Source organism: Bacillus sp. JFL15 (assembly GCF_001184225.1).
Classification (GTDB): Bacteria; Bacillota; Bacilli; order Bacillales; family Bacillaceae; genus Bacillus; species Bacillus siamensis.
In genome coordinates, this window is the sequence record NZ_KQ236689.1 from 294941 (window position 1) to 317050 (window position 22110).

Below are 22110 nucleotides of genomic sequence, written 5' to 3' on the forward strand. Positions count from 1 at the left end.
CACCTTACTTTAATAATTTTTGCAATGCTTTTTTCACATATTGATCTGTTGAAAGCACCGTTTCCTCTTTTAAGTGAGGAAGCACTTTTTTAATTTCTTTTTCGGCGTAGCCGAGAACCCTGAGCGCTTCAAGCGCCTCGTCAAGCGCCGTTTCAGCCTCTTGTTTTTCAATGCGCGCTTCATGATTGAACAGGTTGTCAATCATTTCAGGCACGACATCGGCCAGTTTGCCTTTTAAATCAAGAATAATCTGCCGCGCTGTCTTTTTGCCAACACCCGGAAATTTCACCAAAAAGGCTTCATCTTCCTGTTCAATCGCTTCGATGACGGCTCCCGGATCACCGGAACCGAGAATGGCGAGCGCCCCTTTCGGCCCGATGCCGGTGACGTTCAGCAGCTTTGTGAAAAGCGCTTTTTCTTCCCTGGTTGAAAAGCCGTACAGAGAAAAGGCGTCTTCTTTTATATGATGATACGTAAAAATGGTCTCTTGATTGCTTACCTTATAAATAAACGGATTCGGAGTGAAGACCTGATAGCCGATTCCGCCGTTTTCAATCACGATGTATTGGGGAGATACGTAATCAATCGTCCCCTTCACGAATTCAATCACACCTATTCACCTCTTTGACTGCTTATCATTGTAACACAAAAACAGCCAAAGTCTTATAGAAAAGTTAACGTATGTTCGCTTTGCCACCTTCCGTTCAGAAAAAAAAAGACATGTGTCACATGTCTTGCGTCAAAGTCAGCCGCTGTAAGTCTTAATATGATCGATCACGCTTTCAAACTCCGCTTTTGTCCTGTACGGTATACCGTGTTCCAAATGCTTTTGCAATCGGCTTTCCAACCGCTCTAAATCAATTTGAAAGAAAGACTGGATCGGCTCCGACAGCGATCCGGGACGGCCGTGAAAAGTGGAAATCACTCCTCCGTCCGTGACACCGATATAACCGTTTACCTTACTGAGCGGAGAAATATCATCAACATGCTTACGGAAAAGGACGAAACCTTTTTTCTGCTCAACGAGCGTCCAGCCGGCGTATGCGGCCCAAAAGTCTTCCATCGCCAAAACGGTTTCATCCGTATGTTCGATGCCGACATCACCGTCAAGATAAACCTTTTCCAGCTGGACGTGCACCCGAAGCGGCCCGTAATGCTCGACCTCTGCCCCGTATGCACTGTTTCCTCCGCAAATCAGGACTGCAGCTGATAAGATAAGCATAAATAAAAGACGCCCACCGCAAATTCGTTTCACCAATAACACCTCTTTATTCAATCAAACTCTTGATGCTAGTTTGACCAAAGATGCCGGTGCTTAACCGTTTTCTTTCTTTTGACGGTTTCGCCGAAAAAAAAGCAGCCCTCTTATGAAGGCTGCCCCGCTTTATTATGCCCGGCAGGCTGATATCAGTTTCATCTGTCCGGGCGTCAGTTTGAGTCGGTATCCTCTTACAGTCAAATACACAGTTTTTGTCCCGCAGCTTTTGTCGCGCTCCGTTTTTTTCATCCCGGCTCCTCCGTTACATTTTATTTTGCTTTTATGTTAACAGCGCAATATAAAGAGCGTTTTAAGACTATGTAAAGAAATGATGAAAAAATACTGCCGGATGAAATCATCCGGCAGTCCCGTCTAACGGCTGTTTTTGTTCATGTCTTGAAGCTTTGTAAAAGTGGCGTTATCAGTAAATACTTGAATTGCGCGGCCGTCCGCGAATTTTTTGGCTGCATGTTTGACATGTTTATCATCATTTTTCGTAAAAGGATGATTTGTTCTGACGGCAATGACGACTCTCGTGTCAGTCACGACGACCTGACTATCCTGTACGCCTTTTACTTTTTTCACGCGGTTTGCAATTTTTGCCGCCATTCTGATGTTTTCGGCATTGTCATACCCATTATAAGACATAGCGGCCGGCGGCGTATTGGCGTTGCGGCCGTTATATGTGCCGTCCGTTGTTAACGGAACCCCGTTATTCGGCGCATTTCGGTAAGACACGTTTGTCGTATCCCGGCGGCCGTTTCGGTTTTCCATCATTTCGGAAACAGGTCCTTGATGGTCCATTCCGTACTGGCGTCTGCCGTTATCATTGTCATTTGAATAATACCCGACCGGACGTGTTGTCTGATTGTAGCGTCCGTCATTCATGGCATTATTTGCTCCGCATGCCGTTAAACTTGCAGTCACGGCTAAAACGCCTGCGATCGTCATCAGTTTTTTGCCCAATGGAAAAACCCCCCGTGGATTCATCGCTGTGTGAGCGTTTTCCGCTCATGTTTAGGATGTGCGGCCGGCGGCGGGTTTAAGCTTGTCAGTTATGTCCATTCTTCTTCGGACATAAAAAAAGGAACGACATACATCGTCCCGACAGATTAGTCTTCATCTTCCTCCGGCCGTCCGAATACTTGATTTGGACTCGGCTGATTCGGCGCGGCATTGGGATTTGCTCCGCCGTAAGGCATAAAATATCCGGCATTTGCGCCCATATTCGGATATGGCTGCACAGGTATATTGGCGTGATGGTGATGTGAGCCATGATGATGTGAACCGTGGTGGTGATGATGGTGATGATGCGAATCATTGCAGCCGCAATCATCGTCCTTAAATTTTCCATCGTGATGAGGCTCGTTTGCGTAATGTGATGAATAGCCGCCGTAATACGGCATATGTCCGTATGGAGCACCGCCGAAACCAGATGTAAAACCATCAAAATGCTCTGCATTTTCATGGGCCTGGTTTTCATATTCACCGTAACCAGCTTGCGGCCCAAATCCCGGATGATGGAATCCGTGATGATGGAATCCGTACGGTAACGGCATCGGCATTACCGGAAAGCCTCCATAACCTCCTCCAAAACCGCCGAAACCTCCGCCTACCGGGAAGCACGGATGGCATAATCCCGAACCCGGCAGCATCGGTGTCACCGGAACAGGACAAGGACAAGGCATGCACGGAATCGGATAATGCATAAAAGGCGGTTCAACGGCCGGCATATTCGGAAACGGGACATTCGGGATGTTTGGCATGTTCGGCAGATGATAAGCTGCGTTTTCTTCTTCCATCTTTCCGGCTTCAGGCGCCTTTGGCATATTCGGGTAATTCGCGTTTTCCATGTTGATCATTTCCTCCTGTTGTGGAATGTTATTGTCATGCTCTTTTTCTTTCGGCTCGACAAAATGTGTCACCGGTTCCTCCGGCTTAGGAGGCGACCACGGCTGAAACAGCTGATTGGTCGGATAATACTGATTCATATCAGCTTCCGGCAGCACATTTTCATGCTTTTCAGAGATCGGCGGCACATACGGAATTGACGGCTTTGGTTCTTCCGGTATGGTGTCTTCGATATCCACAACTGATTTCGGTTTTTCTTTGGCATATGGATGCTCATGCTTATGCGCAGACGTTCCGAAGTTTGCCTTTGGTTCTTTTCTGACCGGAACGGCTTCTGAAGGCACCTTTATCTTCATTCCAGGCATAATTAAGTCTGGATTGCTCAGCTGATTATTCAATTTCTTTAATTCTTCAAAATCAACTCCGTATTTTTCAGCTATTTTCCAGAGCGAATCGCCTTTTTGAACGATATGAATTTTCAACGTTTTCCCCTCCTATGCACAAAACGTGAACGGTACATTTGTCATTACAATACGTTTCTTCACACTATATGCAGGCGAGCTGGGCATGATGATAAAAAATTTGGAAAGGAGGGGAGTTTTTTATTTTTACGTATGGCTCAGCATTCTGTTCAACGCACGAAGCGCTTCTGTCCGAACCGCTTCCGGAACCTTAATGACACCCTTCGGCTCGCCTTTTTCAAGCTGCTCAAGCGACCACAATAAATGCGGAAGGTCGATTCTATTCATTGTCAGACACGGACACATATCCGGATTCAGTGATTCAATCTGTTTATCCGGGTGCGATTGAATGAGGCGCTGCACAAGATTCATTTCCGTGCCGACAGCCCACTTGCTTCCCGGCTCAGCTTGTTCAATCGTATCAATAATGAATTTGGTAGATCCGCTGTCATCACTTAGCGAGACCACTTCCCGCGAACATTCCGGATGAACGATAATGCGGATGTCAGAATCCCGCTGTCGCAGCTGAGAAATATTTTCCGCTGTGAATTTTTCGTGTACGGAGCAATGTCCTTTCCAAAGGATGACCTTAATGTTTTCCGGGTGGTCGGTAAGCAATCGGTTCTGAGCCGGATCCCATACAGCCATTTCTGTCAGCGGAATGCCGAGGTCATATGCTGTATTTCTGCCTAAATGCTGATCCGGCAAAAATAAAATTCTTTCCTTTTGTTTAAAAGCCCATTCCAGCACGCTCCGGGCATTCGAAGAAGTGACGGTTGCTCCGCCGTGCCGCCCGACGAATGCTTTAATTTCCGCCGTCGAGTTAACATATGTTAACGGAATGATGGTGTTACCGTACAGCTCTTGAAGCTCTTGCCATGCTTTATCTGTCTGCTGTATATCAGCCATATCAGCCATCGAACAGCCGGCACGCATATCGGGCAAAATGACGGTTTGGTTATCATCAGTCAGCATATCAGCCGTTTCCGCCATAAAATGCACGCCGCAAAACACAATATATTCCGCATCTTTATTTTTTTCGGCTACTTGGGCAAGCTGCAGGGAGTCACCGGCAGTATCGGCAAATTGTATCACTTCATCTTTTTGATAGTGATGTCCCGGAATGAACAGACGTTTTCCGAAGGACCGTTTAATCGCGGCGACCCGCTCCTCCATTTCTTCGGTACTCAAGTTTTTATAATGATTCGGCATCATTTCAGCTGATGCAGTTAATACGTCAAAGATAGACATTATGAAAAATCCCCCTGTTCCGCCGCCGCAACATCCATGCTGATATCGGCGCTTTTTACTGAATGAGTCAGAAATCCGAGTGAAATATATTGTACGCCTGTTCCTCTATAAGCAGGCAATGTGTCGAGCGTTATGCCTCCGGATGCTTCCGTTTTGATATGGGCCGGTGTCATGGCTGCAAAACGCCGGACGGTCGCAGGCGGACAGTTGTCAAACATAATAACGTCTGCGCCCGCTTCTATTGCCTCCAGCAGCTGCTCTTCGGATTCGATTTCGACTTCTGCCGCAAGCATCTGCCCCGCCGCTTTTCTTGCCCGCTCCATTGCCGCCTTTATCGATCCGCAGGCGGCAATATGATTATCTTTAATCATGATGCCGTCATATAGGCCGAAGCGGTGATTACAGCCGCCGCCGATCCGGACGGCGTATTTTTCCAGCATTCTGAGCCCCGGTGTCGTTTTTCTCGTATCGCAAAGCTTAATGGACGGATCATCAAGACGCCTTTTGGCCTCATCCGTCATTGTCGCAATGCCTGACATTCTTTGTATAAGATTCAGGATGACACGCTCCCCCGTAAGAAGAGCCGCCGCCGGGCCTTCCATTTCAGCAAGCACGTCCCCTTTTTTCATCCGTTCTCCGTCTTTTTTCAGAGAGCGGACGCGGATATCGTTGTTTAAAAGTTTCCATCCTTCACGGATAACGGCTTCTCCGGCAAACACACCGTCTGTTTTTGCGATAATCTCGGCCTTACATTGCTGATCCGAAAAAATCGCTTGTGACGTTACGTCACCCGTTCCGATATCTTCCTGAAAAAAATGTGTCAGCATTTGCTTCAGCTGCAGAATGTCCATATTTCCCCAATCCCTTCGTTTTTTCTGATAACTGTTCCTGATGTTGAATGAATGATTTGTTTTCCATGCCACTCTTTCTCTGTCCCGGGAAAATCAGCGCGAAAATGGGCGCCTCTGCTTTCCTCCCGGATAAGAGCAGAAGATACGGCGAGTTGTGCGGTCTGCCATAAGCAGGACAGCTCCGCTTGTTCCGTTGTGATATTCTTCACATTCATATGATGAACAGGTACTTTGTTAAGCCAGGATGCCAGCGCCTGCATGTTTTCTTTATCTCTGACGATGCCCGCTCCGGCTGTCATTTTGGCTTGGAGTATGTGAAGCGTTGTGTCCGGCACTTGTAAGATGACGTCAGATTTTTTCGAAGCTTTTTTATATCTTCCGTTTAACGGTGTTTGAATGATATGTTCCGCACACCTTTGTCCGCTTGCCAAAGCTTCCAGCAGCGAGTTGCTCGCAAGCCGGTTTGCCCCATGCAGGCCTGTGCAGGCGGTCTCGCCTATGGCGTAGAGATCAGGCACAGACGTTTTCCCCCATGTATCGGTTTTTACTCCGCCCATTAAAAAATGCATCCCCGGGGCTATGGGAATTCCGCTTTCAATATCAACGCCGGCTGTTTTACAAATTTCTGTTATGGTCGGAAAACGTTTGTTAAAATCGGCGATTCGGCTGCAATTCATGTAAACTGGATTTTCTTTCATTATTTCTTCGAAAATCGCCCGTGAAACGACATCCCTCGGCGCCAAATCTTCAAGCGCGTGTCTGCCCGTCATGATTCTGCGGCCTGAACGATCCGTTAAATATCCGCCTTCCCCTCTCACAGCTTCAGAAATCAGCCCGTACACAGTCCCGTTTTTCACAAGGAGGGTCGGATGAAACTGGGTGAACTCCATATCCGTGATCTCTGCTCCCGCACGTAAGGCAAGAGCGATGCCGTCTCCCGTTATGGCGGAATCATTTGTATGATACTGATACAGACTGCCGCAGCCGCCTGATGCAAGCACTACGCAATCCGCTCTTCTGTAAGAAACGGAGCCTGAAGCATCCTTTACGGCAACGCCCGCGCACCGTCCGTGTTCAATCAGCAGCTCAACAGCCGTTTCGTGTTCAATAATCCGTATGCCGTCCTTCAGCTGCCGAAGCAGATACTCAACCAAAATCCGCCCGGTCGCATCTCCCCCGGCATGCAGAATTCGTCTTTTGGAATGAGCGCCTTCCCTGCCGAGACAAAATGTTCCGTCTGATTTCGTATCAAATGGAAATTGACTTTCTATCAGCCTGTTTATCATGCTTTGTCCGCTTTGCAGCAAATCCCGCACGGCTGTCACGTCATTATGGCCGCAGCCCGCATACAGTGTATCGTTCACATGGGAGTCAATGGAGTCATCTTCTGCATATGAAACAGCAATCCCGCCTTGAGCATAATGCGAATTGCTGTTTGTTACGTTTCTTTTCGTTATGACGGTCACTTGGTATGACGGAGGAAATGCAGAAGCACAGGCAAGGGCCGCCGTCCCCGAACCAATGATGATAATTGTTTTTCCAGACATAATCACCCTCCTGTTATATTTACACCTGTCTTGACACCTATATTTACACAAGGATAAAATAAACTCAAGCTTTTTTTAACATAAACGGATAGGAGACGGCTTGTATGATTTATCTTGATTATGCGGCGGGAGCGCCTTTAAGCCAAAAAGCCGCGGAAGTCTTTCAGCATCTCAGTACAGAAGTTTTCGGAAATGCAAGCAGCCTTCATGATGCCGGAGGGAGAGCGGCGGATGTGCTGGAATATTGCAGACAGTCTGCAGGAAAATTGATCGGCGGAGCGGCAGACGGCATTTATTTTACAAGCGGCGGCACGGAAGCGAACATTCTGGCCGTCCAATCATTGCTGCATGGCCTTCCCTCTCACAAAAAACATTTTATTACGACCGCAATGGAACACCATTCGATCCATAATGCCGCGGCGTTTTTAGCTGATCAGGGAATTGAAGTCACTGTCATTTACCCCGACAGAAACGGCCTTATAACCGAGGACATATTGGCGGCTCATATCCGTCCTGACACGGGGCTTGTTTCTATACAGCACGCCAATTCAGAAACCGGTCTCATCCAGCCAGTGGATCGCCTGGCCGCTTTTCTTCACCATCGAAACATTTTGCTTCATTGCGATTGTGTTCAAAGTTTCGGCAAACTGCCGATTGATGCAGATCAGACGGGAATCGACGCCCTTTCCGTCTCCGGTCATAAAGTATACGGCCCGAAAGGCACCGGGGCTGTTTACATTCGGCCCGGCGTCAGCTGGAAGCCGGTTTATCCGCATACCGTGCATGAAAACGGGTTCAGGCCCGGTACCGTGAATGTACCGGCCATAGGCGCTTTTACCGCTGCTGCGGAGTATACAGTGAAACACATGGCGGAACACCGTGAGCATGCAGAGAGGCTGAGGAAATATTTTTATGAACAAATTCGGCTTCAGGGCCTCCCTATTACATTTTCGGAGGAAGAAACCGGCGGTGAATGCCTGCCCCACATTGTCGGGTGTTTTTTTCACTCCTTTGAAGGACAATATGTTATGTTAGAATGTAATCGTAATGATATTTGCATCTCAACCGGGAGCGCATGTTCCGCCGGCAGTCACGGCCCTTCTTCAGCTATGAAGGCGCTGAGAAAAACCGAACGGGAAGCGCGGCAGTTTTTCCGGATCTCATTCGGAAATGAAACAACATGTGAACAGCTCGATATGCTGATACATACATTTACGGCGCTATGGGAGCAAAAGAAAGGAGAATCAGCAATTTGACAGAAGGAACGAAGCTTACGGGGGCGAAAAGACGAGACATGCTGCTTCAATGGCTGAAAGAAGCCGGCTCACCATTAACAGGGGGCGAATTGGCCAAAAAAGCAAATGTCTCAAGACAGGTGATCGTGCAGGATATATCACTCTTGAAAGCAAAAAGCGAACCGATTATCGCAACGAGCCAAGGCTATTTATACATCAGCATGAATGCCGGCGGCGAAAAAAACGCCGAACGGATTGTCGCCTGCCTGCACGGCCCGGAGCGGACGGAAGAAGAGCTTGAACTCATCGTCGATGAAGGGGTCACCATAAAGGACGTCATCATTGAACACCCCGTATACGGCGATTTAACCGCTGCCATAAGAGTCAGCACACGGAAAGAAGTTAAACAATTCATGGATCACATTAACTCGACAAATGCCGCTTACCTTTCACAACTGACAGGAGGCGTGCATCTCCATACGTTAAGCGCACCGACGAAAGAGCGGATTGATCAAGCCTGCCAAGCCTTAGACGAGGCGGGTATATTAATAAAAGATTAAAAAAAAGCCCCCAGAAGGGCTTTTTTTATATCGAATAGGATTGATATGTTCCCAGAAGCTTGACCCGGCAGCCGAGGGCTTCCATCTCTTGAACGGCTCCGGGAATGAGCACCTGATCCATCGCCTGTTCAATATCAATGATAAAGAAATAGTTGCCGAGACCCGTTTTTGTCGGGCGCGATTCGATCTTTGATAAATTCAGGTTTCTCCATGAAAAAGCGGACAGCACCCTGTGCAGTGCGCCTGATTGGTCATCTTGGGGAAGCGTCACCATCATCGTCGTTTTCGATCTTGATGACAGTTTTGCATTCACTTCAAATGAGACGTCTTTTTCAGGCGAAAGAATGACGAATCTCGTGTGGTTATCCTGATAATCCTGAATATCCCGTTTCACGATGCTCAATCCGTATGTAGCAGCCGCCATTTCATTCGCAATCACGCCGATCGGAAGTTCCGGATGCTCACTCACATACTTAGCAGCCGCACCTGTTGACTTCGCATACTCATAAGGAACAGACGAAAAATGCCGATGAAGAAATTTGTGGCATTGCGCAATCGCATGTGAATGAGAAAAAATTTTCTCAAGCTTTTTCCACTCATTTTCTCTCGAAGGGTGAACGAGCAGGTGCTGGTAAATCGGCAGCGTCATTTCCCCCACAATCGCAAGAGGCTGCTCATGAATCAAATAGTCAATCGTTAAGTTAACCGATCCCTCCAGCGCGTTTTCCAAAGGAACAAATGCAAGATCCACTTCTCCCGCAACCGCCGCATCCATGCACGCAGGTATTGTATGATAAGGTGCTTGTGTCACGCTGTTTTGAAAGCAGGAACTGACTGCTAGATGTGTAAATGTGGCTTCTGGCCCTAAATAACCGACTCTCATGTTTCTCTTCTCTCCTTACGCGCCTGACCCTAAGATCTCAACTTTTTCTATAAAATCAAATTTTCTCAGTTTATTCATTAACGTATGAATGTTTTCTTCCATTGCGGATGTGCTGATTGAGAGCGTGACATTCGCCCTGCCCTGAAGCGGAATCGACTGGTGAATGGAAAGCACGTTGCTTCCTGAGTCAGCCACCGCCTGCAAAAGCTGGGACAACGCGCCTGACCGATCCTCCAAATGAAAGAAAAGTGTGATTATTTGTTCTTTGACCATCGTGTAAAAAGGGAAAACCGCATCTCGGTATTTGTAAAAAGCGCTTCTGCTTAAATCAACTTTCTGCACGGCATCTGCAACCGATTCAGCCTTTTTTCTGTCCAGCAGTTTTTTGACTTCAAGGGTTTTCCGCATCGCATCAGGCAGAACGTCTTCACGCACTAAATAAAATGTCTCTTCTTTCACCTGCACCCCTCCCTCTTACATCAGAGAGCCTGCATCGCAAGCTCTCCGTCTTTTTAATCAATAAATTCAAATTCAAATTCCAGAAGCCGGATGATATCGCCATCTTTAGCCCCGCGTTCTCTGAGCGCTTCATCAACGCCCATTCCGCGCATCTGTCTTGCAAAACGCTTGACGGATTCGTCACGGGAGAAGTCAGTCATTTTAAAGAGGCGTTCCAGACTGTCACCTGAAAGCACAAACGCACCGTCCGGATCACGGGTAATGTTAAATGGAATTTCTTCATCTTCCATCGTGTACATCACGCGGTTTTCCGCCAGTTCTTCTTCATCATACAGCGGGAATTCAGGCGTTGTTTCCAGCTGGTTGGCGACTTCAAACAGAAGATCGCGGAGCCCTTCTCTCGTCACCGCGCTGATCGGGAAGACAGGATGGTCATCCCGAAGCTTTTCTTTAAACGCTTTAAGATTTTCAGCCGCTTCTGGCATGTCCATTTTATTCGCAACGATAATTTGCGGACGCTCCGTCAGCCGCAGATTGTATTCACTGAGCTCCTGATTAATGGTCACATAATCCTCATACGGATCACGGCCTTCCATCGCTGACATGTCAATGACATGAACGATGACGCGCGTCCGTTCGATATGGCGGAGAAATTGGTGGCCTAAGCCGACTCCTTCGTGCGCTCCTTCAATCAGGCCGGGCAGATCCGCCATGACGAAGCTTCTTCCGTCATCCGTTTCCACCATGCCCAGATTCGGAACAAGCGTTGTAAAATGATAATCGGCGATTTTCGGCTTTGCCGATGAAACGACAGACAGAAGCGTAGATTTTCCGACGCTCGGGAAGCCGACGAGACCTACGTCTGCAAGCACCTTCAGTTCAAGCACGATATAGCGCTCTTTTCCGGGCTCTCCGTGCTCTGACAGCTGCGGTGCCGGGTTAGCCGGTGTCGCAAAACGAGTATTCCCGCGTCCGCCGCGTCCGCCTTTTGCGATGACGGCGCGCTGTCCGTGTTCAGTCAGATCGGCAATGACCTGTTTTGTATCGTCATCCGTAACGACTGTGCCGGGCGGAACTTTAACAACCATATCGTCCGCGTTTCTGCCGTGCTGGTTTTTAGACATGCCGTGCTCGCCGCGTATCGCTTTGAAATGGCGCTGGTACCGGAAGTCCATAAGCGTGCGCAATCCTTCATCAACCTCAAAGACGACGTCGCCTCCATTCCCTCCGTCACCGCCGGCAGGACCGCCTTTCGGCACATATTTTTCACGGCGGAACGCAACCATTCCGTTACCGCCGTCGCCGCCTTTTACATATACTTTCACCTGATCTACAAACATAATATCCTCCGTTCTAAACCGTAAAAAACCGCTAGTTCATTCCAATTTCGGCCACACATTCATGGCCGGTCAGCTCAAATTGCATGACATCAAAGTCCTCATACCGCGATTTGCGAAATTCATCAAACACATCTGCATTCGCAATCGTTCCATGAAAATCGAGATATACAATAAGCTGTCTGTCAGGGTGATCCGTCTGCAGCGATACGGTCAGATGATTTTCACTTTCATTGCTTACCGCCAGACCGAACAGATGAAACAGTTTTCTCATCAGGTTCGACAGCTTTTGATCATATGCCGATAAATCTTTAATTTCTCCGAGCACTTCGTATTCGAGCCTCATATAACGGGACTTCCAATTAAATGTAAGAAAGTCAAACGCCAAGTGCGGGGTTTTCAGGTTTGAGAGCTTTGACTCGTGCTTTGCATCTATGACCATTTCGTCGATTATTTCAACGACCCTGTCATACTTCTGCAAACTTAAGTTTCCTTTTATCAGCTGCAGCTTATTCATCCAATCATGACGGAAATGGCCCATTAATTGGATCAGCTCATTAATCAGAGCCGCATCGCTTACAGGTTCTTCTTGTTTCTTCGATACATCCTTCATTTTCGCACTCCCAATCGTTTAATTTCTTTTTAGGAGTCTTGATAAGTGTGTACTATGAATTATAACAGAGAAGGCTTTGTTAGAAAAACACTTGTTTTTCCTGGTTCATCATGTTCCTTTTTCGGATCGCATGCACTGCGGATGCCAGGCAGAAACATTTTTGGTATCACTGCTTGGGGAACATATCCAGTGGGTATGAGAAGCTGATGTCCTCATTCAAGGCGGGGTTCACTCACGCATCCTCTGCTTTTCATTCTTGATGTTACTCCGCTTACTGCAAAAAAAACTCCAGTCAACGACCGGAGTTTTTTGTGTCATTATTGAGCTACAGGATATACGCTCACTTTTTTGCGGTCACGGCCGAAACGTTCGAATTTAACAGTTCCGTCGATTTTTGCAAAAAGAGTGTCATCTCCTCCGCGGCCCACGTTTTCACCTGGGTAGATTTTCGTTCCGCGTTGACGGTAAAGGATAGATCCGCCTGTTACGAATTGACCGTCTGCACGTTTAGCGCCTAAACGTTTAGATTCAGAGTCACGTCCGTTCTTTGTAGAACCTACACCTTTTTTAGAAGCGAAAAACTGAAGATCTAATCTAAGCATGTAACTCACCTCCTATATTTGGTTTGCAGTCAACCGTAAGTGTTCACTGTAATCCCGCTCGATCGTTTCAAGAGAAACAATCATGCCTTCAATCAGCAGCTGCGCTTTTTGCAAAGCTTCCTGATCAGCGGCTTCAGGGAATTCAAAGTAGAAATAACCCCCGTCCTCGCCTATATCAAGAATCGGTTCGAGAGGAGCCAGCGCGATAACCGCATTGACCGCCCCGAAAACGACAGCCGTAACCCCGGCGCAAACGAGATCTCGTCCATGTTCAGCAAAATCGGCATGTCCCGTCATTTCAAAGGACAAAATGCCCCCGTCATTTCGGGATCTTCGAATTGTTGCCTCAATCATGCTTACGCGTTGATTTTTTCGATTGTCAATTTAGTATAAGGCTGACGATGACCTTGTTTTTTATGAACATTTTTCTTTGCCTTGTAACGGAAAACAGTGATTTTTTTCGCACGGCCTTGTTTTTCAACTTTAGCTGTAACTGTCGCGCCTGCAACTGTTGGGTTGCCGACTTTCACGCTGTCTCCGCCAACAAACAATACGTCTTCAAACGTCACTGTTTCACCTGCTTCAGCAGCAAGTTTTTCGATGTAAACAGTTTGACCTTCTTCAACTTTGATTTGTTTTCCGCCTGTTTTAATGATTGCGTACATTCTCTGCACCTCCTATTAGACTAAGACTCGCCAGCAACAGGGGGCTTTAAAGCTCTTATCACCTGTCCCGAGCGGTTGTAGCATTGGTGCTACATATCCATAACATTAAAAAATATATCAGACCTAAAGAGATATGTCAATCTATTTCTAGTAAGGCAGCAGCAGGTCTTCCATGGAGGAATCTGTCCGTTTATCGGCAAAATATGCATGAAGCACTTCATTTTCATCAAGCTGGCTGAGCTTCTCGCCGGCTTTTTCTATGATAATGGGATGCTTGCAGCCCCGTTTAAATTCGGCCATGACATGCTTTACTTTGGCATCGGCTGCGACAGTCAAAGGATGCAGCATGGCGACATCGCGGTTTTTACCGTAATATCTCTCTAAAAGAAACCTCAGCTGAATATAATGCCGCTTGCGGTATTCATCCCATAAAGAAGCGGCGAGAAAGACGAACAGCACCCATGCGCTGACCTGGAGGGGGACGGCCAGAACAATCCAGCAGCAGAGCAAAAGCGCAAAAACGGCTGATGTCTGCAGGCTGAGGAGATGCGCTTTTTGAAAAGCCATTTGTTTAGTGAAGTATAAAAACACGAACTTTCCGCCGTCAAGCGGCCAGATCGGCAAAAGATTGATGAAGAGAATAGAGAGATTATAAAAGGTAAACATCTCAAATGTCTGCTGACTTGTAAAGCCGGACATAAAAAGGAGCCAGGCTGCCGCCTGAAGCCACACATGCTGGAGCGGGCCCGCCAGAATGACCGCGAATTCCTCTTTAAGCGGCCGGTTTCCGTGCTCCTCCACCTCAACCGTCCCGCCGAAAGGGAGCAGAAAGACGCGTTTAATGCGCCACGAAAAAAACACAGCCAGAGCAGCATGCCCCAGCTCATGAACGGATACGACCAGCAAAAGACACAGCAGCGCTTTAATGTGCCCCGTCAGAAGACCAAGCCCCATGATAATCCAAAGAAAAGGATGGACATGAATTTTGAAGAGAAGGCTGAGCCATTTATTCATCAAATGTGATCACCTGAATCGGATCTATGAATTTATCGCCATCCTGAATCGCGAAATAATACTGTCCTTTACTTTTATCGTTAAGCTTGATTGAACCGATCTTTTTTCCTTTATCGACAAAGTCATACAATGATACGTCAACATCTTTGAGCCGGCCGTAAATGCTGCTTGTATTGTCGGCATGCTGCACCTTCACCGTCAGCCCTGTTTTTTCATCTTTGCTCACTTCCGTAATGTAGCCTTCTTTTACGCTGTCGATGGCTTCACTGGCTGTTTCAACAACGACGCCTTCTCCGTTATTCTGAAAGTTTTGCTGGATTTTCCCCGCGGCGGGAACAGCCATATCCTGGCTGACCGCTACCTGACCGTCCTTCTTTTTCGTTCCCGGGGTGAGAAAAGCGAGCGGGTTTCCGAATGAGGATACAAACCAATGATTCACGGCAGCAAACTGAAATTCTTTTTGAAAGGTTTGTGCAATCGCCGGTTTAATCTGACTCAGCGGCAGTTTGTCAGTTTTATAGGCGATAGCGGAAATCAGTACGAGACAGGCGGCCAGCAGGCATTTCAAAATAATAGAATGAGCATTGATCAACGGATGCCGTCCGTTAAATTCGGGCGGATGTTCCGTTTGATATTCATAGTCCGGAAGGAGCCTGTGCTTTTCCTGCTCCTTGACCGTCTGCCATGCGGGAGGCTTCTGCGGTCGGGCATTTTGAACGAAAGTCCGTTTTGGTTCAGGGCGCGGTTTTCTCCTTTTGGCCAGTCTTTTTCTAATTTCATCAGCTCTGTGACTCATCGCCATCATCCTTTGCAATCGTTGGGTTTGTACATCCTATGCCTTGTCCATTGCAAATATGCGCCCTGTTGAACAACAAAAAAGACCTGATAAGCTGGGCTTTATCAGATCTTTGTATTCCAGTATATTTATGAACGCACGCCGAAAAACGACTTGATTTTCGCCATCATCCCTTTTTGCTGCTCTTCAAGCACCTGCAAAGGAACGGATTCTCCTAAAATACGCCGGGCGATATTGCGGTAAGCAATGCTGGCGCGGTTTTTAGAATTCATGGCAATCGGTTCGCCGATATTTGAAGCTCTGATCACTTCATCATCGTCGGCAACGATTCCGAGGAGATCAATAGACAGATGATGAACAACCTCATCCACATCCATCGTGTCACCGTTTTTCATGAGGTGATTTCTGATGCGGTTCACGATGAGGCGCGGCGGTTCAATATCTTCCTGCTCCAAAAGTCCGATAATGCGGTCAGCGTCCCGAACCGCTGATATTTCCGGCGTCGTCACCACAATCGCCTTATCAGCTCCGGAAACGGCATTTTTATAGCCTTGTTCAATTCCGGCCGGACAATCGATAATGACATAATCAAATTCCTGCTTGAGCTCCTGCACAAGCGATTTGATCTGCTCAGGGACAACAGCCGTTTTGTCGCTTGTCTGGGCAGCCGGCATTAAATGAAGCAGATCATCAAAACGTTTGTCCTTGACAAGCGCCTGATGCGTCTTGCATCTGCCTTCAATTACATCTACTAAGTCGTAAATAATTCTGTTTTCAAGACCCATTACGACATCAAGGTTGCGCAGTCCGATATCTGTGTCTACCAGACAGACGCGCTTCCCTAAAATGGCTAAGGCGGTACCGAGGTTTGCAGATGTTGTTGTTTTACCTACTCCGCCTTTTCCCGAAGTTATTACGATAGCCTCACCCAATTTCACATTCCTCCCTCAAGCCTTGTTAGATCAGGTCTTAAATGAGCCAATTGTTGAAGGCGTTCAATGACCATATTTCCGTCAGTATCTAAATAAGCACATTCCATGTCGTTCCCTTTTTGAATGTGGTCTGGGGAGCGATTTAACACATGATTGATCCTCAATTGTGTCGGCATCATTTCGGATGCGGCGATCACAGCCCGGTTATTTCCGTTATAACCCGCATGGGCAATCCCTTTTAATGAACCGAGAACAAATATATTTCCTCCGGCTCTGATCGTACCGCCGGGATTCACATCTCCGATTAAAAGCAAATCTCCCGTTACGTGAAGCACCTGACCTGAACGGATGATTTTAGAAACAGAAACAATTTCCTGCTCCTCTTTCATCCGCTGCGCTTCTTCTTTGGCGATGACTTCACTGTCAATTGAATGCACGACTAAATCTTTCTTTGACGCGATCAGATCAGTCAGCTGCTCTGCCTGTTCCTGATACAGATACCGATGCCCGAGTTTGATATGAACACTGATTTTTTGGCCTTTGCCATCAGTATATTGTTCAATCGACAGCATATTTTGAAGACCATCGAGAAGCTCATCAAAAGAACACGCATCATCCAGATGCAATGTTAAGCCGTTTTTTGTTCCTTTTATTGTTACATATTGCTGCTTTTTGGTCTTCATCAATGTTCACCTCAACAACATACTCTTTTCGTCAAAAAAAGATAAAATCCTTTTTACTCATCTCTTAATTCTTTCTTCAGACTTATATAAAACAGCCTAAAGGGCAGGACTAATATAATGGCTCCCGCAATATTCAGCACAGCGGTCGGCAAAAACCGCTGAATGACAAAGTCGTTAAACGTCATTGTGCCGCTGCGGATTAACGTCTGAATGCCGTAAACGTAAAATTCAAGCACACATACGCTCAGCACAGCGACCAGAATGACCATCAGGGCATTTGTCTGCAGCACTTTAAACGCTTTGGCCGCCAGGTAGCATAAACCGGCAAAACCAAACATATAAACGCCTAAAACACCCGTATAATTGATGTCATAAAGAAGTCCGAAAATGAGACCGTAGATCACCGCATGCTTTTGGTTGATATAAGCGGACATAAAAATCAGCGCAAGCAAAAGAAAATGCGGAACGACCTGCTGCTCGTCGGAAACGAAAGGAAAATGCACCAGATCTGTATAGATGCTTTCCGCACAAAAGACCAAAATCATAATCAAAGGGAGAAGGAAACGTTTCACGATCCTTCCTCCCCTGTTGCTACGCTTCGATTGACAACGATGACATGGTCAAGATCATACAAGTTGGCAGCCGGTTTAACGTAAGCGATTTTCGTCAGGCCGTAAGCATCTGATTCGACATCGGTTACTTCGCCGACCGTCAGCCCTTGAGGAAATACGCCGCCCGTTCCGGAGGTCTCCACAAGGTCGCCTTTTTTCACTTCGCGTTTTTCATCCGGTTCAAGGATGGTCATTTTCAGGGTCTGTTTCTTTTTATCATACCCCTCAATTAAACCGTAGCCTTTGCTTCCCTTTTTGCCGGAGATTTTGGTGGCCACTCTGTTATTGCGGTCAACATCGCTCAGCAGCTGAACGGCTGATGTGAAACTGTTGAGTCCGCTGCTTTTGATCTTCCCGACAAGCGCACCCTTTTCGTTTGTGACCGCCATGTCCTTGGCCACTTTCTGCTTTGTTCCTTTATTGATCATGATCTGCTTGTACCATTGATCAGGATTTCTGGCGATAACGGTCGCTAAAATCGGATCATAGTCGGAAATCGATTTGACATGTCCGAGTTCATCACGCAGCTTCTTGTTTTCATCTTTGAGTTCTTGGAGCTTCGCTTCATATTGTGTCTGTCCGTCCAGCTTTTGCCTTAAGCGTTCGTTTTCTTTGTACGTGTTTTTCAGGTCTTTTATGTCCCCGAAGAACCCTGCAAAATATTCGGCAGGCGTGTGAAAAATATTTTGAAATACTCCCGTCGTATCACCGATCAGCTTTTCAGGCCAGGTGGTATTACGGCCGTTCTTCAGCGAGAATCCAATCATAGCCACCAATATGATAATACACAGAAGTAATAGCATTAACCGTTTGTTCGGCATCGTGATACACCTCTTCTATTTAACTCCTGATTATCTTGTTTTTCCTTTGAAAAGATGGATGTGCTCCAGTGCTTTTCCAGTGCCGATCGCAACACAATCCAGCGGATCTTCAGCGATAAGTACAGGCATTTTCGTTTCGTCGCTGATGACTTTGTCGAGATTGCGGAGCAGGGCGCCTCCCCCGGTTAACACAATACCTCTGTCCATAATGTCAGCGGCCAGCTCAGGCGGTGTTTTTTCAAGCGTGCTCTTCACCGCGTCAACGATTGAAAGAACTGTATCACGCAGGGCATTTGCAATTTCTGTTCCCGTGATTTCGATCGTTTTCGGCAGACCTGTCAGAAGGTCGCGGCCGCGGATTTCCATTGACGCATTTTCTTCACCGGTTTCTGCTGAACCGATTTCCATTTTAATGGCTTCCGCCGTACGGTCACCGATCATCAGATTATATGTTTTTCTGATATAGCTGATGATTGAGTCGTCCATTTCGTCACCGGCTACGCGGATTGACTGAGACGTGACAATGCCTCCTAATGAAATGATCGCCACTTCAGTTGTTCCGCCTCCGATATCAACGACCATGCTGCCCGTAGGCTCCCATACAGGAAGATTCGCGCCGATTGCTGCTGCAAACGGTTCTTCAATCGGATAAGCGTCGCGTGCGCCCGCTTGTCTTGTCGCGTCAATGACCGCCCGTTCTTCAACGGCAGTAATACCTGACGGCACACACACCATAACGTACGGCTTTCTCGCAAATAATCCTTTATTTTTCACAGCCTGATTAATGTAATATTTCATCATTGTCGCAGTTGTTTCATAATCAGCGATAACGCCGTCTTTCATCGGACGGAGCGCAACCACGTTGCCCGGAGTTCTTCCGATCATGTTTTTCGCATCGTTACCGACCGCAACGATCGATTTCGTATCCGTTTGCAGAGCAACGACTGACGGCTCTCTCACAACAATTCCTTTACCTTTAACAAACACAAGCGTATTCGCAGTTCCCAAATCTATACCAAGGTCTCTTGTACCAATTCCGAACATATGTATGTATCTTCCTTTCTTAAAGCAAAAATACCCTAAAGGGAAAAACTCATAAAATCTATTATATCTTAAATCAACGAAAAAAAAAGTGTTACAAATATCCTTTTTCCTTTAAACTCACAAATTTTTTGTCACCAATGACCAAATGATCGAGCAGCTCGATGCCGATTAAATTTCCGCACTCAAAAAGCCGCCTGGTTACCTCTATATCTTCCCTGCTCGGTGTAGGATCTCCTGAAGGATGATTGTGAACGCAAATGAAGGATGCGGCGGATCGTTTGAAAGCTTCTTTAAACACCTCCCGCGGGTGGACAATAGATGAATTCAGACTTCCGATAAAAACGGTGCGTTTATGAATGACTTGATTTTTAGTATTTAAATATAAACAGACAAAATGCTCCTGGGATAAAAAGCGCATGTCCTCCATCACATACTTCGCGCCGTCTTCGGGAGAACGGATGACCCGGTGCTCCCCTGCGGCTGTCTTATGAATACGGCTGCCCAGCTCAATTGCGGCAAGAATCTGAACGGCCTTCACCGTGCCGATTCCGGGAATGCTGGAAAGCTCCTGAGCAGAAGCGCCTTTTAACAGGCGAAGCCCGTCAAACGTCCGCAGCAGCCGGTGAGAGAGGTTCATGACGGACTCGTGTTTCGTTCCCGTCCGCAGCAGGATGGCAAGCAGTTCATTGTTAGACAGATGTTCGGCTCCGAAGTGCAGAAGCCGCTCTCTCGGTTTTTCATTTTCGGGGAAATCTCTTAATTTTAACGGCAGATCACGGATGATCAACCCCTCCTTGTTCCCCTTCCCGGTTTGAACATCAAGCTTTTATATTAAATTCTTTCAGGGCTCTCATTGTTTTAGCGACAGGAAGCCCGACGACAGAATAGAAATCACCGTCTATTTTTTTCACTAAAAGCGCGCCTTTTCCTTGGATGCCGTATGCACCTGCTTTATCCATCGGTTCTTTAGTTTCAATGTAGAGCTGTATTTCGTCTTCACTGAGCGGCCAAAACGTCACTTCCGTCGTGTCACAGAACGTTTCTTTCCGGTCATGCGTCTGAATGCTGACCGCCGTAATGACTTGATGGCTTCGGCCGGAAAGCCTCCGCAGCATGTGTGCCGCTTCTTCTCTGTCACGCGGTTTGCCGAGGCACTCGCCGTCTATGCACACCATCGTGTCAGCGCCGATAACGGCTGCATCGGGATTTTCGGCCAATACAGCACCGGCTTTTTGCTCGGCCAAACATTGGACGTTTTCTTCCGGCGAAAGGTTTCGATTTAATTTTTCATCTGTGCGGCTCGCAATAATGCTGTAAGGAATCTGAAGAAGATTAAGGAGTTCTTTTCTTCGCGGAGATTGTGATGCGAGTATTAAGCGTTTCGTCATGATTGTCATCCTTTCAGGGTTTGCTTAAGAAAAAAAAGATACTTGTCTATCCTACCAAATCAAACGGGCAACCACAATTTCAGAAAAATAACTTTTTGATGACAAAATAAAAAATCCCGCCGGATGACGGGAATTGAGAGATTATTATTTCACAACGCTTAAAAGCTGTTTTTGAGCTTTCCAGCCGGATTCGGAACCGGACGTTTCCAGTTCTTTCAGCGCTTGAAGCACGGCCTCTTTCTGCTTTTTGTCAGCTGCGTCTGCGCCGTCTGCGGCCTTGGCTGCTTCAGCCACATCCGTTTTTGAAATATCTTTGCCGGTAATCGCTTTGGCCGAGAGCTCAGATGCTTGTTTAAAAGAGCCTTCCAATCCTGAATCGACCGCAAAGCTGAGCTCTTTTCCGCCCCAAGCCTCAAAATCATGGTCTATCAGTGTCTGGCCCAATTGCTGTGATAAGCTTTTTTCCGCTGCAAGACCCGCGATCACATATGTGTACCCGTCTTCTTTTGCCAGAGAGACAGCCGAGTATCCTTTTTCAGTCAGCTGGTCAACAAGCGTTTGCGCTCCTTTTTCTGATGAAAATTTTCCGGCCTGCACCGCAAATGTTTTATAGTTTCCGTCTGACTGTTCCGCTTTTCCTGTGCCGCTTGTTTCTGATTTATCTTTTGAAACGTCTCCCGCTTTCACCGTCTGTCCTTGTGAACCTTTGTCAGCGGAGGCGGGGGCGGAGGCTTCTTTACTTCCCGACATATTTAAGGCGACAAGGCCGAGGCCGGTGCCTAAAACAGCCGCAACGGCAATTGTCGTGACCGCTTTTTTAACTGGAGAAGACGGCTGCTTCTTTTTCGGAAAATGAGGACCCGTGTTTTTCTTCTGGTATGGCGGGACGACTTTCGGATCGTCTTCAAATACCTCTTGATTCTTCTCATCATCCCAATTGAAATCTTCTTCTTTCGGATCTTCATGAGATGCTGCAATCTCCTGCTCCGCCTTCTTTGTTTCTTCCCAATTTGAAAATGTGACGGTTTTCTCCCCGCCTTCATTCACACCTTCTTGTCCATACATCGTTTCTTCTTTTCCGTTAATTGTTACTTTAAGGGCATTGTTTTTGGCTTTGCTGTTCTTTTTGCTTTTCCTTTTTTTCAACGTCTCTTCCCCCTTGCATTCGTCTTGGCCGTACCTTGAACTGATCATGGTTCACACTTTAGCATAGGCGTAAAAAAAAAGAACAAGACTTTTGTCGTCTTG

General features: G+C 47.0%; 27 protein-coding genes and 1 other annotated feature. Of the genes, 2 read left to right on the forward strand and 25 right to left on the reverse strand.

Translation table 11 applies throughout. The annotated features are described in order from the left end of the window. Positions 1-4 precede the first annotated feature (4 nt). The 8 genes from ruvA to nadB form a co-directional block, all read right to left on the reverse strand. Positions 5-610, reverse strand: a complete 606-nt coding sequence (gene ruvA / locus AD710_RS01420) for a Holliday junction branch migration protein RuvA (RefSeq protein ID WP_049627106.1) — start codon at positions 608-610, stop codon at positions 5-7. Between the two features lie 135 nt (positions 611-745). Then, positions 746-1222, reverse strand: a complete 477-nt coding sequence (locus AD710_RS01425) for an intercompartmental signaling factor BofC (protein ID WP_032864880.1) — start codon at positions 1220-1222, stop codon at positions 746-748. 165 nt (positions 1223-1387) lie between these two features. Continuing rightward, positions 1388-1507: a hypothetical protein gene (locus AD710_RS19930; RefSeq protein ID WP_016938800.1), complete on the reverse strand. Its 120-nt coding sequence runs from the start codon at positions 1505-1507 to the stop codon at positions 1388-1390. A 123-nt stretch (positions 1508-1630) separates the two neighbouring features. After that, a complete protein-coding gene (locus tag AD710_RS01430) occupies positions 1631-2224 on the reverse strand; it encodes a YhcN/YlaJ family sporulation lipoprotein (protein ID WP_016938799.1) in 594 nt (197 codons plus the stop codon). 146 nt (positions 2225-2370) lie between these two features. Further along, complete coding sequence (safA, locus tag AD710_RS01435; RefSeq protein WP_049627107.1) at positions 2371-3591, reverse strand: SafA/ExsA family spore coat assembly protein; 1221 nt, start codon at positions 3589-3591, stop codon at positions 2371-2373. 126 nt (positions 3592-3717) lie between these two features. After that, the gene (gene nadA, locus AD710_RS01440) at positions 3718-4821 is read right to left on the reverse strand and encodes a quinolinate synthase NadA (protein WP_049627108.1); all 1104 of its coding nucleotides are present in this window, start codon (positions 4819-4821) and stop codon (positions 3718-3720) included. Beyond that, on the reverse strand, positions 4821-5672 hold the full coding sequence (gene nadC / locus AD710_RS01445) for a carboxylating nicotinate-nucleotide diphosphorylase (protein WP_049627109.1): 852 nt from the start codon (positions 5670-5672) through the stop codon (positions 4821-4823). Before nadC ends, nadA begins: the two co-directional genes overlap by 1 nt. Next, positions 5654-7219: an L-aspartate oxidase gene (gene nadB, locus AD710_RS01450; protein ID WP_049627110.1), complete on the reverse strand. Its 1566-nt coding sequence runs from the start codon at positions 7217-7219 to the stop codon at positions 5654-5656. Before nadB ends, nadC begins: the two co-directional genes overlap by 19 nt. 104 nt (positions 7220-7323) lie before the next feature. Here nadB and AD710_RS01455 point away from each other — a divergent pair, with 104 nt between their 5' ends. Both AD710_RS01455 and AD710_RS01460 read left to right on the forward strand, forming a co-directional pair. After that, positions 7324-8475, forward strand: a complete 1152-nt coding sequence (locus tag AD710_RS01455) for an IscS subfamily cysteine desulfurase (RefSeq protein ID WP_049627111.1) — start codon at positions 7324-7326, stop codon at positions 8473-8475. Further along, complete coding sequence (locus AD710_RS01460) at positions 8472-9014, forward strand: transcription repressor NadR (protein ID WP_047475543.1); 543 nt, start codon at positions 8472-8474, stop codon at positions 9012-9014. The genes AD710_RS01455 and AD710_RS01460 overlap by 4 nt, the downstream gene beginning before the upstream one ends. 25 nt (positions 9015-9039) lie before the next feature. On the opposite strand, the gene pheA is transcribed toward AD710_RS01460, so the two are convergent. From pheA to AD710_RS01545, 17 genes are all read right to left on the reverse strand, one after another. Next, the gene (gene pheA / locus AD710_RS01465) at positions 9040-9897 is read right to left on the reverse strand and encodes a prephenate dehydratase (protein ID WP_016938791.1); all 858 of its coding nucleotides are present in this window, start codon (positions 9895-9897) and stop codon (positions 9040-9042) included. Positions 9898-9912: 15 nt separating this feature from the next. Then, entirely contained in the window at positions 9913-10356 is a 444-nt protein-coding gene (gene thrR, locus AD710_RS01470; protein ID WP_016938790.1) for a transcriptional regulator ThrR, read from the reverse strand. A 53-nt stretch (positions 10357-10409) separates the two neighbouring features. After that, positions 10410-11696 carry a GTPase ObgE gene (gene obgE / locus AD710_RS01475; protein WP_049627112.1) on the reverse strand — a complete coding sequence of 429 codons (1287 nt, stop codon included), beginning with the start codon at positions 11694-11696 and terminating at the stop codon, positions 10410-10412. Between the two features lie 31 nt (positions 11697-11727). Further along, positions 11728-12306, reverse strand: a complete 579-nt coding sequence (locus AD710_RS01480) for a sporulation initiation phosphotransferase B (protein ID WP_003152664.1) — start codon at positions 12304-12306, stop codon at positions 11728-11730. Positions 12307-12623: 317 nt separating this feature from the next. Then, positions 12624-12908, reverse strand: a complete 285-nt coding sequence (rpmA, locus tag AD710_RS01485; RefSeq protein ID WP_003152662.1) for a 50S ribosomal protein L27 — start codon at positions 12906-12908, stop codon at positions 12624-12626. Positions 12909-12920: 12 nt separating this feature from the next. Further along, a complete protein-coding gene (locus AD710_RS01490) occupies positions 12921-13262 on the reverse strand; it encodes a ribosomal-processing cysteine protease Prp (protein ID WP_012118103.1) in 342 nt (113 codons plus the stop codon). A 2-nt stretch (positions 13263-13264) separates the two neighbouring features. Further along, complete coding sequence (gene rplU, locus AD710_RS01495) at positions 13265-13573, reverse strand: 50S ribosomal protein L21 (RefSeq protein ID WP_016938787.1); 309 nt, start codon at positions 13571-13573, stop codon at positions 13265-13267. Between the two features lie 13 nt (positions 13574-13586). Next, positions 13587-13660: a sequence feature (ribosomal protein L21 leader region), on the reverse strand. A 60-nt stretch (positions 13661-13720) separates the two neighbouring features. Further along, entirely contained in the window at positions 13721-14587 is an 867-nt protein-coding gene (locus tag AD710_RS01500; protein WP_047475540.1) for a M50 family metallopeptidase, read from the reverse strand. After that, positions 14580-15383, reverse strand: a complete 804-nt coding sequence (locus tag AD710_RS01505; RefSeq protein ID WP_016938785.1) for a M23 family metallopeptidase — start codon at positions 15381-15383, stop codon at positions 14580-14582. Before AD710_RS01505 ends, AD710_RS01500 begins: the two co-directional genes overlap by 8 nt. A 128-nt stretch (positions 15384-15511) precedes the next feature. Then, positions 15512-16315 (reverse strand): septum site-determining protein MinD, encoded by an 804-nt coding sequence (minD, locus tag AD710_RS01510; protein WP_016938784.1) that lies wholly within the window; start codon positions 16313-16315, stop codon positions 15512-15514. Positions 16316-16317: 2 nt separating this feature from the next. Next, a complete protein-coding gene (gene minC / locus AD710_RS01515; RefSeq protein ID WP_016938783.1) occupies positions 16318-16998 on the reverse strand; it encodes a septum site-determining protein MinC in 681 nt (226 codons plus the stop codon). Positions 16999-17051: 53 nt separating this feature from the next. Continuing rightward, positions 17052-17570, reverse strand: coding sequence for a rod shape-determining protein MreD (gene mreD / locus AD710_RS01520; protein WP_016938782.1), 519 nt, complete (start codon positions 17568-17570; stop codon positions 17052-17054). Next, the gene (gene mreC, locus AD710_RS01525) at positions 17567-18430 is read right to left on the reverse strand and encodes a rod shape-determining protein MreC (RefSeq protein WP_016938781.1); all 864 of its coding nucleotides are present in this window, start codon (positions 18428-18430) and stop codon (positions 17567-17569) included. The genes mreD and mreC overlap by 4 nt, the downstream gene beginning before the upstream one ends. 30 nt (positions 18431-18460) lie before the next feature. Then, entirely contained in the window at positions 18461-19474 is a 1014-nt protein-coding gene (gene mreB / locus AD710_RS01530) for a cell shape-determining protein MreB (RefSeq protein ID WP_003152647.1), read from the reverse strand. A 91-nt stretch (positions 19475-19565) separates the two neighbouring features. Beyond that, complete coding sequence (gene radC, locus AD710_RS01535; protein WP_016938780.1) at positions 19566-20261, reverse strand: RadC family protein; 696 nt, start codon at positions 20259-20261, stop codon at positions 19566-19568. A gap of 31 nt (positions 20262-20292) precedes the next feature. Next, the gene (locus tag AD710_RS01540) at positions 20293-20862 is read right to left on the reverse strand and encodes a Maf family protein (RefSeq protein WP_016938779.1); all 570 of its coding nucleotides are present in this window, start codon (positions 20860-20862) and stop codon (positions 20293-20295) included. A 144-nt stretch (positions 20863-21006) separates the two neighbouring features. After that, complete coding sequence (locus AD710_RS01545; RefSeq protein ID WP_049627113.1) at positions 21007-22008, reverse strand: SPOR domain-containing protein; 1002 nt, start codon at positions 22006-22008, stop codon at positions 21007-21009. Between the last annotated feature and the right edge of the window lie 102 nt (positions 22009-22110).

Bases quoted from the DNA above. Each gene is read 5' to 3' on its own strand.
- AD710_RS01425 (WP_032864880.1), bottom strand. From the start codon at position 1,222: ATGCTTATCTTATCAGCTGCAGTCCTGATTTGCGGAGGAAACAGTGCA.
- AD710_RS19930 (WP_016938800.1), bottom strand. From the start codon at position 1,507: ATGAAAAAAACGGAGCGCGACAAAAGCTGCGGGACAAAAACTGTGTAT.
- nadA (WP_049627108.1), bottom strand. From the start codon at position 4,821: ATGTCTATCTTTGACGTATTAACTGCATCAGCTGAAATGATGCCGAAT.
- nadC (WP_049627109.1), bottom strand. From the start codon at position 5,672: ATGGACATTCTGCAGCTGAAGCAAATGCTGACACATTTTTTTCAGGAA.
- nadB (WP_049627110.1), bottom strand. From the start codon at position 7,219: ATGTCTGGAAAAACAATTATCATCATTGGTTCGGGGACGGCGGCCCTT.
- AD710_RS01455 (WP_049627111.1), top strand. From the start codon at position 7,324: ATGATTTATCTTGATTATGCGGCGGGAGCGCCTTTAAGCCAAAAAGCC.
- pheA (WP_016938791.1), bottom strand. From the start codon at position 9,897: ATGAGAGTCGGTTATTTAGGGCCAGAAGCCACATTTACACATCTAGCA.
- obgE (WP_049627112.1), bottom strand. From the start codon at position 11,696: ATGTTTGTAGATCAGGTGAAAGTATATGTAAAAGGCGGCGACGGCGGT.
- AD710_RS01480 (WP_003152664.1), bottom strand. From the start codon at position 12,306: ATGAAGGATGTATCGAAGAAACAAGAAGAACCTGTAAGCGATGCGGCT.
- rpmA (WP_003152662.1), bottom strand. From the start codon at position 12,908: ATGCTTAGATTAGATCTTCAGTTTTTCGCTTCTAAAAAAGGTGTAGGT.
- AD710_RS01490 (WP_012118103.1), bottom strand. From the start codon at position 13,262: ATGATTGAGGCAACAATTCGAAGATCCCGAAATGACGGGGGCATTTTG.
- rplU (WP_016938787.1), bottom strand. From the start codon at position 13,573: ATGTACGCAATCATTAAAACAGGCGGAAAACAAATCAAAGTTGAAGAA.
- AD710_RS01500 (WP_047475540.1), bottom strand. From the start codon at position 14,587: ATGAATAAATGGCTCAGCCTTCTCTTCAAAATTCATGTCCATCCTTTT.
- AD710_RS01505 (WP_016938785.1), bottom strand. From the start codon at position 15,383: ATGAGTCACAGAGCTGATGAAATTAGAAAAAGACTGGCCAAAAGGAGA.
- minC (WP_016938783.1), bottom strand. From the start codon at position 16,998: ATGAAGACCAAAAAGCAGCAATATGTAACAATAAAAGGAACAAAAAAC.
- mreC (WP_016938781.1), bottom strand. From the start codon at position 18,430: ATGCCGAACAAACGGTTAATGCTATTACTTCTGTGTATTATCATATTG.
- mreB (WP_003152647.1), bottom strand. From the start codon at position 19,474: ATGTTCGGAATTGGTACAAGAGACCTTGGTATAGATTTGGGAACTGCG.
- AD710_RS01540 (WP_016938779.1), bottom strand. From the start codon at position 20,862: ATGACGAAACGCTTAATACTCGCATCACAATCTCCGCGAAGAAAAGAA.